This window comes from Nostoc sp. PCC 9305 (assembly GCF_963920915.1).
In the GTDB taxonomy this organism is placed as follows: Bacteria; Cyanobacteriota; Cyanobacteriia; order Cyanobacteriales; family Nostocaceae; genus Nostoc.
This window is the reverse complement of sequence record NZ_CAWUDN010000049.1, coordinates 18,508-34,492: the sequence shown is the minus strand read 5'-3', so window position 1 is coordinate 34,492 and position 15,985 is coordinate 18,508. Positions and strand designations below refer to the sequence as shown.

Genomic DNA, 15,985 nt, shown 5'->3' with positions numbered 1-15,985 from the left:
AATGCTCAAATTAAATATTTTTATGGTAAATTAATATACAGTGTAAATAATATGATTAAGTAGTAAAGTATACTTTAAACAATTTTATTACAGTCATTAAACAAACTTGATGTATTGAAGGTAAGTCGATCGAAAAGCTTATAACCAATAAAACCTGCAATTGCTTACTGGCAATGTATTTATCGAGAAAAAAGCCCTGACTGAGTTGAGATTACTCTTTAACAAAGTTTTATATTTTACTTAGACGGCTTGTTACATCTTTATTAAAGCTTTATAAGTATTTACTCGCATTGTTCGGGATCTCTTAACATTGCAGTTATAGTGGAAGCTCTTAGTTGTTTGCTGACATTAAATAGCGATCGCTTAGGATGAGAGAATTATCATTGAAGAGTAGATACTTGTACGGACATCTATATTTAAGTACTCAATAAGGCATTACAAAATGTATTTCAGGAGACAATCATAATTTATTTCTTAAGACAGATGCGATTATAAAAAATAAAGTATAATCTGAGGCAGTTTTTTCATATAAAAAACTGCCTCAGCCAGCCAATACAGTTTTATTTTTAATGTATCGGGTTTCTCCTCTCTCTCGCCTATCCTCAAAGGCGGCCAGAGTTCCCCTTCCACCTCTTCTTGACGGGGCAGAGCATCATAGTGTTATAACGGCATCAGTCTAGATACAAAATGGGGAACATCAATTGATGATTAATTGCTGGTGCTTGGAGAGAGTTAAACTTAGCTTCTAGAGCAAACCCTGATTAGACACAGTTGATAAGCAATGCTAATGCCAGCACTGCTGAATATTTTTAAGCAGGTGAGTCAAGAGTGATGAATGAAGCTGACACCTCAAACAAGGGGGCTGTGATGGAATCCCTAAATTCTGCTAATTCGCCACAATCAGAACAGGCGAGTTGTCCCTTTTACTCAGTTGTGCCTAATGACAATATGACAGTTAAAAAACTGCCACTCCTCATGCCAGCGGAAGATACACAATTTTTACAAGATACCACCCAGCAGGACTGGGTTGCGGAGCCTGAAAGCGGCAAACAAGCACTTATTGACTCGGAATTTCAGAACCTGCTGGCATTGAACGAAGAATTACGTGCGGCTAACAATAATTTGTATGCACAAGTGGAGCAGCTAAAAGACAACCTAGCTGAGTCAGAAAAGGTTTTGCAGTGGCAGAAAACGCGTTCTAGCGTTAGTGAGTCGATGCTCAACCAACACACTCAGGAATTAGCTGCGGCTCAAGAACAGATAAAATCTTTATTTCAACAATTAGAAACTGCTGTACAAACTGTTCAACGTCAGGAAATTTTCACTGATACTTATAAAGCACAGCTACAAATTAGCCAACAACGCCTGGCCCAGTTAGAGCGAGAATGTACGTTGCTACACACTAATAACAACGAACAATCTCAGCAGTTATTGCAATCAGAAAATGTTTGTCGGGAGTTACGTACAAGACTGATGCGACAACAACGCCAGACGCTGCAATTCAAAGCAGCTTTGGAAAAATGTCTAGATACATCGGTTCCTAGCTATGACTCCTTAGAGGATGCTGCAAAACATCCTAAAGACATAACTAGTAGCCAAGGAAGATTTTCTAGAAAAGCTCGGTCTTTGTTTCCTAACGCCCAGCCAATTCAACCTTGGTCAGCAGAAGAAGAATCTTTAAGTAACGATCTAGATAATTCTTGGGGTGAACCCTCAGCACCAATACCCTTCCAAAGAAATGAAGGCTCTGCGCCGCCATCATCTCCTTGGAACTGGACAGTTAAGAAAGACACGCCAACACAACCCGCGCCATCTCCAGAAGTTGATGATTCTCCAGATACAACTGAAGCAGTTTCACCTTCGGGTTCATCAAATTTAGATCAGCAATTAGATAGTTTAATCCAAATGTTTTTCACCTCCCAGCCTGCATCTACATCACCACCACCTACTGCGAAAACGGATGTTAGTGATGCCCCTATTTGGGAGACTTTAGCAACAATTTTAGAAGACGATGAGGAACTAGAAAATCCACAGTCGGAAGATTTGGAGGCAGAAATTAATTCTCCTGCAACTACCTCTACTTCTTGGACGACGGATTCTGTGTTTTCACCAGCCAATAACTTACCGATTTCCTCCACTCCATCTCACACCGAAACGCCTGTTAGAGAAACTGAAGACTACTGGTCAGAAGTTTCCCAATTGTCAGCAAGTGATTTGTCCTCAGAGTCATTAGGTGATAACACCAATGATGACAATTCACCTTCGCCAGTAGTTTATCCCCAGCGTCCACCCAAGGGGCGTAAGTCATTAGCATCTGTAGAACTGCCGAATTTTCGCCCCAAGAGTTAAGAGAGACGCGATTAATCGCGTCTGTACAAGTGATTAATGCCCAATGCCCCATGCCCCATTCCTAATTCAGAATCCTTGCTTCTGACTTCGGAATAATGGCTTCTGGGTTGGATTTTGCCACCTGACTGCGCGATCGCGGTTTGCCTGTGGCGATCGCATAATTAATCGCCAACAGCCACAGCCACAAGCCTGGATTCCGGGGTTCTAGCCAAGAACCTACCCGGTTTAAGAAGCGCGGGAACCACGGACTTAATAAAGCACTAACCAGGGCATGACGACCGAAGGTGAAATAACTACCAAGCCATCGCCCTAAATCTCTAGGGCCAGCAAGTTCCCAAATCCATAAAAGCAAGGCAGGATTTTTCCTAGCTGCTTTCAGTGCTAGGCGGTTAAAGGTTAACCAATCACACCGATCTTTGATGAAGTTATCTGCTACTTCTGGCGGTTCGTCTGCTAACAGCCCAAAAAAGGTGTTGAGCATGGAGTTAATCCGCTGGGGTGGTAAAAATTTACCTGTGGGAACCATCATCCCTTTGGAAAATAGCCAAGTCACAGAAACGTTGCTTTGGTAGGCGCGAATTTGGTTCAGGTGGCGGAAACTCAACAAGTCATGTTTGAGAGCAGTATCCAACAGCGTTGTTAAGCGCTCTAAGTTGCGAACTAGGGAACCAAAACCGGTGAAAACGAGGGGAGATTGGAGTGATGCCGCATCACCGATCGCAATCAATCGATCGAAGGCAACTGTGCGATCGCGACTTCCCACACTAAAATGCCCTGGTATATACCCAAATGTCGGTTTTTTCCACACCAATTTGTCCATATCGCACCTGCGATACTCTGGCAAAATTGTGAAAAAGTCCTCGTACATTTCCAGCAAAGAACCGGGATTTTCAGCATTGACTTCATGGTAATGAAATAAATAAATTGTCAGTTCCTCGTCTGCTGCGGGAAACAATTCCCAAATCAACTGCCTTCCCCGCGAAATATCCCCATGACTGTAAAGAACGTCCCCATATTGGGAATCCCATACTCCCGGCTCAAATCCGCTCTCAATTGCCGCTCCCACCGTCGGACAGACACTATCAAAGGCACGACCACCGTTTAATTGCCAAGCGATGGGTGAGGCAGTTCCCATTGCATCTATTAGCAGTCGTCCACTTACTTGTTTCTCAATTTGACTGGGCAAGTGCTTGACTTGCAAAACTACCTGTGATATATCAATATCTGCACGGATAAATTCTGTTTCATCCCAAATTTCACCGCCTGCCGCTTGCAATTTTTGCCCACACATTTGGAGCCATTTTTCGGAATCCAAACCTAAATTTAGGACTGTGGGTGTGTGGAGGACGGGCGATCGCAGTTTGGCTGGATTATTAGCATCAAAAAACTTATTGAATCCGTCTTTGTATTCCCTGGCAATGATGGTTTCTAACTCAGCGGGGGTGACTAAACCCAAGTTAACCAAGCTTTGAATCTCGTCGCGCGAAATATTCCATTCTCGGTTCATCCGCCCAAAGGGCATTCGTTCCACCAGCAAGACTTTATATCCGAGTTTTGCCATCAGTGCTGCATGGATTGCACCGAGTGCGCCACCGATATAGATAATGTCGTACTGGGCATGGGGTACAAGAGGCAGAGGGGCAGAGGGGCAGAGGGGCAGAGGGGAAAGACTTCCTGCAACTTCTCCTCTGCTCCCCTGCTCCCCCGCTCCCTTACTCCCCGGCGAAAACACCACTTGACGCGGCTGCTGCGGATTCCGCACCCCTTCGCGCCATCGTTTTTCCCACCAATAGGCACGAGTTAGGTCATATTCACCGTTGGGCATTTTCTGAAAATACTTGACGGTAAGGGGATAAGTAGAACCTAGTGCGGCAAATATTGATTGCTGGGATAAATCAATTGATGGCGGTTCTGGGTAATGATGCGGAAAACGGCTTCTGATTTCCTTGGTCAAGCGTTGCAGAATTTGTCCTTCACTGGGAAAAGGTTGTTCTGCCCAGCGAAACGCTTTCAGATAGGTAGTTCGTTGCACCGACCAGACAAATACCGAAAGTTCTATAGGCAAGTTTTCGGAAAGACTCACTCCAGTATGTGTAGTAGCACTGGGTATTTGAAGGCGAAAGCCTTCCGGGGTAAGCACTTTTTCTCCATTTCCAGGTTCAAAATCTGTTTGTAACCAACTACGCACAGTTTCTGTTTCTGGAGTTGGAACTTCTAAATAAAGGATTTCTTTCATCTTTTCCTGACATCTCCCATCAATCTACTCACTAAGACAGATTTTCTTAAGGCACAAAGTAAGGTAAACTCCGCCCTATTAGTTTCATAAAGATTCAGTGAAGAAATTTTAAGAGTTTGTCAAATTTATTGTTCATTTTGTATTTCTGTAAACCCACGCCATGAATTATCCCATTCCAGACAGTCCCCAAGAAATTATTGCCCTACGACAACAGCCGATTGATGAAGAACTAGTTGCCAGTGCGATCGCTGGAGTAATTAAAATTGTCCGCGCTCAGGGTCAATCTTTGGAAGAATTAACCGCTCAGTTGTTAGCAGACGATCCACTGCTGGATCAGCAACAACGCCGCTGGTTAAGCCAATTAGTTGCCCAATCCTGGGAAAAGTTCTCCTAAAACCTTGGATAAGATGAAATTTTGGTCGCAGCATTAGATTTCTAGGTCTGTACCTAAATGTTGGCGATGCCTGCGGCGGGCTGCGCCTACGCATTTCCGGTATAAGAGTAATAATAATGGTCAGTATGGAATTGTCGATTGGGTTGCTATTTTTGCGTTCATGGCACAGAAGCTATTAAATTAACCATATCAGCGTTTTACATTGCTTATGAATTTTACAATGTTCTGAAACAGAAAGACCTCTGGCGCAAAGTAGAGGTCTTTTTTTTGAGAGCAATCTTCATGCTGTTGGAGCAACATCTCGGCACATAACTAAGTTGATCGATCGCTAACTAAGTAAGTAAAAATAAATACATTTGAAAGCCTGGACAATGAATAATCGTAGTCAGCGGCTCTAGCCATTTAAAATCTTATGCAGAGAGATAAATCGCTCACTAAGAACAAAAGTTTTATTTTAGATTTAATTATGTCTACCGACTTATCTAATAAAGATCGCTTTCAACCAATCAACCTTTTTGAGTACGAAAAGCTAGCAAAAGAATATCTATCTCAAACGACACTTGATTACTACAGCAGTGGTGCTTGGGACGAAATCACATTGCGAGATAATCGTGCTGCCTTTGAGCGAGTCAAACTGCGACCTCGGATATTAGTCGATGTGAGCGATCGCAATCTAAGTACCTCTATTTTAGGACAACCCCTGCAACTACCTTTGTTAATTGCACCAATGGCTTTTCAATGTCTAGCCCATCCAGACGGAGAAGTTGCCACGGCCCTAGCTGCTGCATCAGCTGGCGTGGGTATGGTGTTAAGTACAATGGCAACAAAGAGCATTGAAGAAGTGGCGACTGCATGTAATCAGTTTCCAGATTCTCTGCGGTGGTTCCAGCTTTACATCCATAAAGATCGGGGATTAACTCGTGCTTTGGTAGAAAAAGCCTATAATGCAGGCTACAAAGCACTTTGTCTCACTGTGGATGCACCCGTTCTCGGACAGCGCGAGAGAGATAGACGTAATGAGTTTGCCTTACCCCAAGACTTACATCTAGCTAATCTTGCTAGTATCTCAGGGCTAGATATTTCTCATGAAAAAGGCGAATCTGGATTATTTACTTACTTTGCCCAACAGCTAAACCCAGCAGTTACTTGGGACGATTTGGAATGGTTGCAATCTTTATCTCCACTACCTTTAATTATCAAAGGAGTTTTACGCCCAGATGATGCTGTGCGATCTGTAGAATATGGAGCCAAAGCAATTGTTGTTTCTAATCATGGTGGCAGACAACTTGATGGTGCGATCGCTTCTTTAGATGCCCTCGCTGAAATAGTAGCGGCAGTGGATGGTAAAGTAGAAGTGGTGTTGGATGGCGGCATTCGTAGAGGCACAGACATTCTCAAAGCTCTGGCATTAGGAGCAAAGGCAGTACTAATCGGACGACCTATTTTGTGGGGACTAGCGGTAGCAGGACAAATCGGCGTATCTCATGTCATCTCACTTTTACAAGATGAGTTAAATGTGGCAATGGCACTTAGCGGCTGTGCCAAGATACAAGATATTGAGCCTAGTTTATTAACCCTGCCACACTTTAAGCCGGAAAATTCTTAGAAATGTTATTCCAGCTAAACTTTCAGAAATAATTTTCAGACTTGTTACAAAATCTTTTAATTAGAGTATACTAGTTAAGGTTAGATACAAGGGCGGGTGGCGGAATTGGTAGACGCACCACACTCAAAATGTGGCGGCCTTACGGTCATAGGAGTTCGATTCTCCTCCTGCCCACTACCAAACAAGTGCTAAAGAGGTGAAAAACTTATGCGCCTGAAAAGATGGGAATCTCCCCGTAAAGAAGGCAGGAATGATAAAGGTAGAGGCGGTTCTGCTAGGAAGCGTCAACTGAAAAAACAAAGGCAAATGTTACGCCAAAGACTTAAAGAAAGTAACAAGCCAGACAATAACAAAAATGAAAGAGCAGGGAAAGATAAGTTTATCTTTCCCTTATTTTTTGGGCTTTGATTTCAGAAAAAAATAAAATTTAGAGATTTTTCAATACAGAGACTAAATTAAATCTGTAATAAATTTGGAAATCATAAGAAAAAATTATTAGCCATTAAAATATACTAATTTTAATTCAACCTTTTAAGCGCATATTTACGTATAAAATCTGCGTATTAAGTGGCTATTATTTTACATTTACACTTAAGCAATTAAGTAGTATATACTACTTTGTATGCAGCTTCTCTCTAGGAATTTATCGCAATTATAATGCTTGGATGAACTAACCAAAAATTAATTATGAAGGAAGTATGAATTTTGTCAAGCAGTGTCTAAAATCCTTAACATAAAACAGTAAGCTAGGACACAGCAGTAAATAATTCTAGTATTACCGATTAGGCCAAAAGTATACTAAAAAGGCAATTGCACCTCCATGTGTTAACTTCCAACAATGACACAAGCCTACAAAAAGTCAGGAGTCATCCAATCCGAATATTAAGTCATTGGGATTGGTCTAGGTAATCTATGAATTGTTTTCTTGGATACAGGAGTTATTGATGGTGGCGAGAGTGCTTCTACCTACTAAAAAAGTGCTTGATTTTCCTATTACTGCTTTACGGTTTGACGACCAGATACAAACAATAGTGAAGTGGGCGAGTAGGCGTGAGAGTAAAACTGTATATGTAGCCAATGTACACATGCTCATTGAAGCCCATTGGAATCCAGAGTTTGCCACCATATTGCGAAATGCAGATATAGTTACTCCTGATGGTATGCCTCTGGTTTGGATGATGCGAAAAATGGGAGCGCTTTACCAAGACCGTGTGGCAGGGATGGATATTTTTCTCGCATTGTGTCAGCTAACTCAAACACAAAATCTGAGTATTTTCTTTGTAGGTTCCCAAACAGAAATTCTGTCTAGGATGCAAAACAGGTTAGAGAAGGAATTTCCGCAGATAAAGATTGCGGCAATGGAACCTCTACCCTTTCGTCCCCTAACTGAAATTGAAGACGAAGCCTTAGTTCAAAAGATCAACTCTAGTGGTGCTAGCGCTGTCTTAGTGTCTTTGGGATGTCCCAAACAAGAAAATTGGATAGCTCAACATAAGGGCAAAATACAAGCTGTAATGATTGGACTGGGTGGAGTTTTCCCAGTTTATGCCGGAATTCATAAGCGCGCACCCCGCATAGTTCGAGACTTAGGACTTGAATGGCTGTATCGATGGATTCAAGAACCGCGCCGACTTTGCGGCCGCTATGCTAAGACTATTCCACTCTTTATATGGCTGGCTACTAAGCAACTATTATCATCAAGTCGGATTGCAGGGGTCTTCCTTCACGAGACTGGGGATTAAAGAAAAAAAATAGGTGAGACTGACTCAAAGCGGTTCATCATCAAGAGAACCAGACTTTAGATGCTAAGGAAAAAATTTTCTGCCTGAAGCACGAAGATTCAAGGGTTCACCTGAAAGTGATGAAAGAATTCAAGTACAAGGATTCCCACCAATCACTATCCAGCTGTAAAAACCGATTATCTGAAATCAACTATTAAAGTACTTGACATTAACCCAGGACTAAGTGTTATATTAACCATAGTGAAATTGTTGGGGCGTCGCCAAGTGGTAAGGCAGCGGGTTTTGGTCTCGCCATCCCTGGGTTCGAATCCTAGCGCCCCAGTTAATCTGAAGACAGGCTATTACGCCTGTCTTTTAGAGTATTTAATTGCATTTTTAAGATGTGTCTCAATGCATCTAATTCTGTAAATGTTACTTATCAGGAGATTTGAGAGCTTGATCTAGAGTCTGCCTAGCTAGTTCTGCTTTAGACCGCGCTTCTTGGTAACGCACATTAGCTTGAGCAAAATTTTTGAGAACTTTAAAACCTTCCTTGAGTCGAGTAATTTCCTCTTCAGTCACGGAGTCATCAGTAAACAGAATATCAACAGCTTTGCGAATTTCCAACGCTTCAGCTCGTGACTCCTGAACTTTCAGCTTGAGCGTCGCCAAGTTACTCAGAATCTGGACAGCTTGGGTAATACTATCCTCACCACTAGCAGTATCAATATTTGACTCTTTTACCTCAATTAATTGTTGAGGGCCAAATCCTTCTTCCAGTTCCGTGGGTAGCTTACCTGCATCCATCAGTTCCATTAGCTGATCCATTGCTTTATCACGAGCTTTGGCTGAATCTTTTCCAGAAACAGTAAGGATAATTTCTGGGCTTTGAGCGAGAGTGTATTGAACCATATTTGAGTAGAAAATTTGCTGATTTAACCAAGCTGAGGCAAGTAATTATATCATTTTGCGTGTCAGATCATTTGTTGATTGTCTAGTCAATTAAAGAGTTGAAGACCGAACGTCAACACTTTGAATTTTGAATTGTTACCTCTACCCCTGCTAAGTCGCTCAAAATAAAACTTTATACTTAAGAAAAGGAATAATTTTCAATAGGAGGGGAGAGCAATGGCTCCCAGTCCCACCATCATGCAGGCTGTGGAACAACTGGGGTACCGTGTCACCGTTGGTGATGTGGCAACTCAGGCAGGATTGAACGTCGCTGAAGCTAATCAAAGCTTATTAGCCCTGGCATCTGATGCTGGCGGACATTTACAGGTAGCGGATTCAGGTGATATAGTTTTCCTTTTTCCACAAAATTTTCGAGCAATTTTGCGTAATAAATACTTCCGGCTACGATTGCAGGAATGGTGGAAAAAAGTCTGGAGTGTTCTGTTTTATCTGATTCGCATTTCTTTTGGAATTTTCTTAACTGTTTCCATCGCTCTGATAACTATTACCATCTTTATGATTGTTACTGCTGCCAATTCAGACCGTGACGGCGGCGGCGGCAATCGGGGCAGTAATTCCGGCGGTGGAGGCTTCTTCTATTTTCCAAATTTATTTTGGTATCTTAGCCCAAATTATGACACCCACTACCAGGAACGACGACGTGAAAGCCGGGAAGAAAGCAATCTGAATTTCTTTGAAGCTGTGTTTTCGTTTTTGTTTGGCGATGGTAATCCTAATGCCAACTTAGAAGAACGTCGCTGGCAAGAAATTGCTACGGTGATTCGGAGTAACCGTGGTGCAGTGGTAGCAGAACAAATTACCCCATATTTGGATGACATTGGCGAGGGATACACAAGAGAATACGAAGATTATATGCTGCCCGTTCTGACGCGATTTAATGGGCAACCAGGGGTAAGTCCAGAAGGTCAAATTGTTTATTACTTCCCAGAATTGCAGGTGAGTGCAGTTAAAAAGCGCCGTTATGCAATATCAGATTACTTAGAGGAATTTCCCTGGCGTTTTAGCGCCGCAAGTTCCGGGCAAATTATGCTGAGTGCTGGGTTAGGTGTACTAAATTTTGTTGGTGCTTTAGTACTGGGAAGTTTGTTGAGAGATGGCACTGTTGCCGTCCAGTTAGGTGGACTGGTAGCTTTTGTGCAAGGAATTTATTGGCTGCTATTGGCTTACGGAGTAGGTTTTTTAGGTATACCGTTATTGCGTTATTTCTGGATTCGGTGGCGTAATCGGAAGATTGTTGATCGCAACCGCGATCGCCTTTCCAGAGCAAGGCTATTGGCAAGTCCTGATGCACCTTTGCAACAAAAAATCAACTATGCCCAACAATTTGCAACAGAAAAAGTAATTGGCAATGAAGATTTAGTGTATTCTAGCGAAACTGACTTACTCGACCAGGAAGTTGAGCGTTCTGCACAAATTGACGCTGAATGGCAACGGCGCTTAGAACGGGGGAGTGGGGAATAAGAAGCAGAGGGGCAGGGGAGCAGAGGGGCAGGGGGAGAAGAATTAATAATCAGTCCTCAATGCCCAATCCCTAATCCCCAATGCCCAATCCCTGATTACTTCGCCTGAATTGGTGTTAGAGCTACACCTTGATAATAATGTCCCAAAATTTGCAGGTGGTTCACTCCTTGCCGAGCCAGATTGTACGCCCCCCACTGACTCATGCCTAAAGCATGACCGTAGCCAAGCCCTTGCAGTACAAAACTACCATCGGCCCCCTTGGTGACGCTAAATTTGGTACTTTTTAACTTGAGGGCTGTTCGCACTTCCTCGCCCTGTAGTACCTTCGTGCCCTTATTGCCGACAATTTTTAAAACTTTAACACTGCGGAAAGGTGAGTATGTCTCTGGAATCATCGCCGTCACACTGCCCACCTCTGGAAATTTAGCGCTAATTTCACTGGGCGAGAAGGTCTTCACCCAATTACACTCGCGGATGTTTTGATCGTAGTCTTGAACAGCACGTAGATAAGGTTCGCTGCTTCCCCAGACATCTTCTACGTTTTCAGTGTGTCCCCCAGAACAAGCATGGAAAACTGAGAGAATAATCCGATTTTTGTAAGTTAGTACCTGCCCTAGTGTGGAATCCACTGCGGCATAAGTCGCAGGAGATTCACTGATGACACCTTTGTAAATTTGCCAGCGATCGGGGGTATTGCCTAAATCGTAAACGGGATTATTTCGTTGTTTTTCTCGTTCGTAGAGGGCATAAGTGCGGGCTGCGATCGCTTGGGCTTTTAGTGCTTCTTGGGGCCAGCTAGCATCCATTTCGCCACCGAGAACGCTGTAGAGATATTCTTGATCGTCAACCCAGTTAACAGCCGTTAAGCCTTTTTCTGTGGGGACAACCAGAGTTCTGCCTCGATACCAGCGATCGCCAATATAAACAAATCCTTTACCAGTTGGCTCAATCCAAAACAAACCAGACTGCCACTTATCTAAAGCAACACCGCCAGGAACGGCTTGAGCATAATATGCGCTCATTGCTGGCAACTGTCCAAGAGTCCGGCCAGTACTATCCTTAACGATGCCAGTGGTGGAACTACCCACTTTTACCTGATTAACGCCCCTCTCAATTGCCACACGTAGGATTACAGACGCTTGGGCTGGGGCAACCAAAGCTATCCACAAAAAGATACTTACCCACCAATAACGTACTTTAATCTGAGAAAATAAAGAGCCTAAGTAAAGTTGGAATTTCATACCGATCATCTAATCACACTAGTATCTAATTGACGCCTCTGGATTATGGCGTCTACTACTTTAAGATGAGACAGTTCTCCAACGCAGGAGGTTGCCACCTCCTACTAATTATGCATTTTACTTTAGCTATAAGGTAGAAATCAGAAATTAGGGAAAGTGAATCGTCCAAATCTTACTGCTGTGGAAGAGAAACTTTTATTCTTCGATTTACGATGCCAATACCTTTTGAGAATTGCTCGCTTCATTAGCGATAATTCCAATTAAATTCAACTTACTCAAAATTTCTATTGCTTGAGTCAGTTCAGTTCGAGTCACTTTCCCCATGCGCTCTACCATTACAATACCACTGCAAAAAGATGCCACAATCCTGGCATCAACCGTGCCTAAAATAGATGGAGCATCTATTAGTACTAGGTCATAATTTTGCTCAAACACCTCTATTAGTTCTTTCATCCGTTGAGAACTGAGCAACTTCACTGTGTCTTCTGGTTCTGGCCCAGCAGTCAAAATATCAATGGAGGGGTGAATGGGCTGGATGTAATCTTGAAAATGAGTAGTTGTCTCATCAACTAATAACAGAGAGAGTCCCCAATCATTGGATAGTTCCAAGATTTTGTGTAGGCTAGGATTATGTAGGTTGGCATCAATTACTAATACCCGTCTATGCATCCGCGCAGCGCTAGCTACAAGCCCTAATACTAAGGTTGTCTTTCCTTCCTCTGGTAGTGCGGAAGTAAACATCAGCGACTTGAATGGTAAGGGATATTTTAATATTTGAATATTTTGGTAAATCATATCCAAAGTTTCATGGACGGGCAATTTATGACTAGTTTCTATTACAGAAGAATCTGAGCTGATTCTGACATTCCAAGGCAGCCCTATGCGCCGTTTTTTGATACCACCTGACTGTAGTTTTGGTACCGATCCCAATACACGTAGGTTAGTCAGTTTCTTTAAATCTCCGGCACAATAAATAGCGTCATTAAACTTTTCCAAAATCAGGGCCCCTAAAATACCTAAAATCGGCCCAATTACTGCTCCTCCAATCAAAAGTAATAATCTGTTGTTACCCATATAAATACCAGGAGAAGGTTCTGCCAAAACTTGCCAGTTATATCCTTCCTGAGCAATTTTTAGTCCTAATGACTGTTGCACCTGGATTAGTTGTTCAAGGTTTTTGCGACTAGTTTCTACCTTTGGCAGCAAACGATTATATTCTGCTATTAAACTTGGGTATTTGTTTAGCTCGGAGCGTATCTGCTGTTCTGACTCGACTAGATTCTTTTCATTGGCAGTTAGTCCTAAAACACTTGTCTGTACTAAAACAAACTCATCTACTAGCGTTGGATCGACTCCTAACATTTGTCCTTTGAATAAAGGCTTTTCCTTACTAGTATTAGTAATAGTTTTAACCTCTTCTCGTAAGAGGGAAAGTTGACTTTGGCGTTGCTGTTTTAATTTTTGTACCGATGGATAATCATCTGTATAGCGGAGTCGCTCCTTAGCCAATGCTAGTTCAGTCTTTTGAACTTCACTTAATAATGCTTGGTAGCGGCTTGACTGATTTAAACGAGAAGAAAGTAGTGTATTCTGCTGCGACGAAGACGCTATTAGTTGCTCTAGGTTATCGTAGCGGGCATTTACATCTTGAAGGTTGGCACGAGTGGTTTGCAACTGTTGTTGAATATCGGCTAGAGATTCTAGCAGAATTTTACTTTGGACTTCGGGATCAAGTAATTTATGTTTTTTGCGAAACTGTTCTAAGTTTTTCTCAGCTTTACTTACCTCTTTTTTGACTTCAGGTAGGCGAGTATTTACAAAAGCTAATCCCTGATTCAGACGTTCTTTTTGCTGCTGTTTGTTGTAGTTTTGATAGACTTTCTGTAGCGCTTGAAGTACTCTTTGTGCTTTTACTGGATCGTCATCATGAAAAGAAACTTTAAATGCCTGATTAAAAACTTTATTTGCTCCTATGCCTCCCGCTTCTGGAGTTACTTCTAAAGGTGCTTTTCTGTTATGTTCTTTTTGACCATTGATATCTTGTAAAGTAAGATCGGGATAATCAGAATGGAGTAAATCTATAGTTTTCTGAAGCAACTTAGAACTCAGCATGAGTTTCATCTGAGTAGTGGAATCAATAACTTGAGAATTTGAATTAGTAACCTGAGTATTTGACTGTGACCCTTCAGATAAATTGGAATTCACCAATATCTGCATATTGCTCTGATAAGTGGGTTTGGCATTGATAGCCAAGAGGCTAGCAACTGACATCACTACACAGGAAACCCCAAAGATCAGAAAGCGTCGGCGAAGCAAAATAGTAGATAGTTGTCTGATGTCAACTGCGCCTTGTGTTGAAGTAGTAACCTGTTGCTCTTGATTCAGACTAGTCTTAGCCACTATTAAACTCCTCTAATATCGAAACACTATATTTATTTGGAAGATTTATGATAAATATGAAATGATTTTTTTTTACACCTAATAGCTGCGATCGCATACTTAATTCTTCTTCCAACAATGACAAGCTAATTTGGCACAATATTATGCCAACTGGCGCTTTCATGTTCATCAATTCATGCATATAAATTCTTAATCAGTGTTGGAAGTATAAATTTTTAATAAATATTTTATTTAAGGAATAAAAATCTTGACGAAAAATTAATTATTTTTTCTAAGTATTTGAGTATCAACTTATCCGACTCACAATCTTACTATATATATTAAAGTTATTTTGATAACTTGTAATATAAAAAACACATTGATAAAAATATTTAAACCATACTATTTGTATATTCTTGATACATCTAGTTAACCGTAAATTGTTGGTTAAATAGTTGACTTACTCGGAAAACGAAGCTACTGTTTATTTGCTTGATCTTATGATTGAGACTATTAAAATCTAAGATAGAACCTGGTTAATTTTAGATTTTAGATTAGAAGCGTTCAATAAGAAATCTAAAATCTAAAATCGTTCAACTGAGCGTAGCCGTACTCCTTCCCTACGGGACGCTACGCGTAGCGTCCCACAGGAAAGTCCAAAATTTAAACACTTACCTTGGTTAACTCTATTTCCCGTCGTCTGGGTACTTCATGAATCATAAAATCGTGAGCCATATCAGTACGGGGAAAAATAGCACGAGCTTCCTTGAGAAGATCCTTTAACTCCAAGGTATTTCCGGGAGCATAGCGGGGACTGAAATGACTCATAATCAGCCGACGTGCCCCAGCAGCTAAAGCTGTTTGCGCTGCCATTGTGGTTGTGGAATGCAACCGCTGGAAAGCCATATCTGCATCTTGATGGGCAAAGGTTGCTTCGTGAATTAATACATCTGCATCATGAGCTAATTGCACTGCACCGTCACAATAAATTGTGTCTGTACAATAGGCAATCTTTCGACCAATTTCTGTAGGGCCGCACAATTGGGTGCCATCAATTACCCTTCCATCAGCAAGGGTGACAGTTTCACCCCGCTTGAGTTGACCGTAAACCCGACCAGGAGGAATTTGCAACGCCTTAGCTTTTTCCACATCAAAGCGTCCGGCTCGGTCTTTTTCGGCTATTCGGTAGCCGAAAGCTGTGATGCGATGATGCAAATTACCACAGCTAACGGTGAAGTCATCGTCTTCATAAATTACCCCTGGACGGATGGCGTGAACTTTGATCGGGTAAGAAAAGTGTGTGTAGGAGTAACGTGAAGCGGATTGAATGTAATCATTTAATCCAGGTGGCCCATAGATATCAATTCGTTCCACATTGCCAGCCAAGCCGCAAGTAGCAAGAAGTCCCATCAAGCCAAAGATATGGTCGCCGTGCATGTGGGTGATAAAAATTCGGGAGAGTTGACTCATTTTGAGTTCACTCCGCATAATTTGATGCTGAGTACCTTCGCCACAGTCAAATAACCAGAGTTCTGCCCTTTGGGGTAATCTCAGAGCGACACTGGAAACATTGCGCGATCGCGTGGGTACACCGGAACTCGTCCCTAAGAATGTTATCTGCACAGT

Annotated in this window: 11 protein-coding genes and 2 tRNA genes; 8 read left to right on the top strand and 5 right to left on the bottom strand. The window is 42.0% G+C overall.

Annotated elements, in window-relative coordinates; genetic code table 11:
* The first annotated feature begins 831 nt into the window (after positions 1–831).
* On the top strand, positions 832–2,349 hold the full coding sequence (locus ACM0OX_RS19025; protein ID WP_414516617.1) for a hypothetical protein: 1,518 nt from the start codon (positions 832–834) through the stop codon (positions 2,347–2,349).
* 61 nt (positions 2,350–2,410) lie between these two features.
* Here ACM0OX_RS19025 and ACM0OX_RS19020 read toward each other — a convergent pair whose 3' ends face one another.
* Positions 2,411–4,585: an NAD(P)/FAD-dependent oxidoreductase gene (locus ACM0OX_RS19020; protein ID WP_414516616.1), complete on the bottom strand. Its 2,175-nt coding sequence runs from the start codon at positions 4,583–4,585 to the stop codon at positions 2,411–2,413.
* A 160-nt stretch (positions 4,586–4,745) separates the two neighbouring features.
* Between ACM0OX_RS19020 and ACM0OX_RS19015 the strand changes: the two genes are divergently transcribed.
* The 6 genes from ACM0OX_RS19015 (at position 4,746) to ACM0OX_RS18990 (ending at position 8,649) form a co-directional block, all read left to right on the top strand.
* Positions 4,746–4,979 carry a hypothetical protein gene (locus ACM0OX_RS19015; RefSeq protein ID WP_094349603.1) on the top strand — a complete coding sequence of 78 codons (234 nt, stop codon included), beginning with the start codon at positions 4,746–4,748 and terminating at the stop codon, positions 4,977–4,979.
* A 466-nt stretch (positions 4,980–5,445) separates the two neighbouring features.
* Entirely contained in the window at positions 5,446–6,585 is a 1,140-nt protein-coding gene (locus ACM0OX_RS19010) for an alpha-hydroxy acid oxidase (protein WP_414516615.1), read from the top strand.
* 90 nt (positions 6,586–6,675) lie between these two features.
* A tRNA-Leu gene (locus ACM0OX_RS19005) sits at positions 6,676–6,759 on the top strand.
* 33 nt (positions 6,760–6,792) lie between these two features.
* Positions 6,793–6,993 (top strand): hypothetical protein, encoded by a 201-nt coding sequence (locus tag ACM0OX_RS19000; protein WP_414516614.1) that lies wholly within the window; start codon positions 6,793–6,795, stop codon positions 6,991–6,993.
* A 536-nt stretch (positions 6,994–7,529) separates the two neighbouring features.
* Positions 7,530–8,327, top strand: a complete 798-nt coding sequence (locus ACM0OX_RS18995) for a WecB/TagA/CpsF family glycosyltransferase (RefSeq protein WP_414516613.1) — start codon at positions 7,530–7,532, stop codon at positions 8,325–8,327.
* A 250-nt stretch (positions 8,328–8,577) separates the two neighbouring features.
* Positions 8,578–8,649, top strand: a tRNA-Gln gene (locus tag ACM0OX_RS18990).
* An 89-nt stretch (positions 8,650–8,738) separates the two neighbouring features.
* Here the strand turns inward: ACM0OX_RS18990 and ACM0OX_RS18985 are convergent.
* A complete protein-coding gene (locus ACM0OX_RS18985) occupies positions 8,739–9,218 on the bottom strand; it encodes a hypothetical protein (RefSeq protein WP_289795230.1) in 480 nt (159 codons plus the stop codon).
* 216 nt (positions 9,219–9,434) lie between these two features.
* Between ACM0OX_RS18985 and ACM0OX_RS18980 the strand changes: the two genes are divergently transcribed.
* The gene (locus tag ACM0OX_RS18980) at positions 9,435–10,739 is read left to right on the top strand and encodes a hypothetical protein (RefSeq protein WP_414516612.1); all 1,305 of its coding nucleotides are present in this window, start codon (positions 9,435–9,437) and stop codon (positions 10,737–10,739) included.
* 95 nt (positions 10,740–10,834) lie between these two features.
* Here ACM0OX_RS18980 and ACM0OX_RS18975 read toward each other — a convergent pair whose 3' ends face one another.
* From ACM0OX_RS18975 to ACM0OX_RS18965, 3 genes are all read right to left on the bottom strand, one after another.
* Positions 10,835–11,980 (bottom strand): SpoIID/LytB domain-containing protein, encoded by a 1,146-nt coding sequence (locus ACM0OX_RS18975; protein WP_292814427.1) that lies wholly within the window; start codon positions 11,978–11,980, stop codon positions 10,835–10,837.
* Between the two features lie 207 nt (positions 11,981–12,187).
* Positions 12,188–14,380 (bottom strand): GumC family protein, encoded by a 2,193-nt coding sequence (locus ACM0OX_RS18970; RefSeq protein WP_414516611.1) that lies wholly within the window; start codon positions 14,378–14,380, stop codon positions 12,188–12,190.
* A gap of 642 nt (positions 14,381–15,022) precedes the next feature.
* A complete protein-coding gene (locus ACM0OX_RS18965) occupies positions 15,023–15,982 on the bottom strand; it encodes a ribonuclease Z (protein ID WP_414516610.1) in 960 nt (319 codons plus the stop codon).
* Between the last annotated feature and the right edge of the window lie 3 nt (positions 15,983–15,985).

Coding starts and splice junctions, on each gene's coding strand:
- ACM0OX_RS19025 (WP_414516617.1), top strand. CDS start 832: ATGAATGAAGCTGACACCTCAAACAAGGGGGCTGTGATGGAATCCCTA.
- ACM0OX_RS19020 (WP_414516616.1), bottom strand. CDS start 4,585: ATGAAAGAAATCCTTTATTTAGAAGTTCCAACTCCAGAAACAGAAACT.
- ACM0OX_RS19015 (WP_094349603.1), top strand. CDS start 4,746: ATGAATTATCCCATTCCAGACAGTCCCCAAGAAATTATTGCCCTACGA.
- ACM0OX_RS19010 (WP_414516615.1), top strand. CDS start 5,446: ATGTCTACCGACTTATCTAATAAAGATCGCTTTCAACCAATCAACCTT.
- ACM0OX_RS19000 (WP_414516614.1), top strand. CDS start 6,793: ATGCGCCTGAAAAGATGGGAATCTCCCCGTAAAGAAGGCAGGAATGAT.
- ACM0OX_RS18995 (WP_414516613.1), top strand. CDS start 7,530: ATGGTGGCGAGAGTGCTTCTACCTACTAAAAAAGTGCTTGATTTTCCT.
- ACM0OX_RS18985 (WP_289795230.1), bottom strand. CDS start 9,218: ATGGTTCAATACACTCTCGCTCAAAGCCCAGAAATTATCCTTACTGTT.
- ACM0OX_RS18980 (WP_414516612.1), top strand. CDS start 9,435: ATGGCTCCCAGTCCCACCATCATGCAGGCTGTGGAACAACTGGGGTAC.
- ACM0OX_RS18975 (WP_292814427.1), bottom strand. CDS start 11,980: ATGAAATTCCAACTTTACTTAGGCTCTTTATTTTCTCAGATTAAAGTA.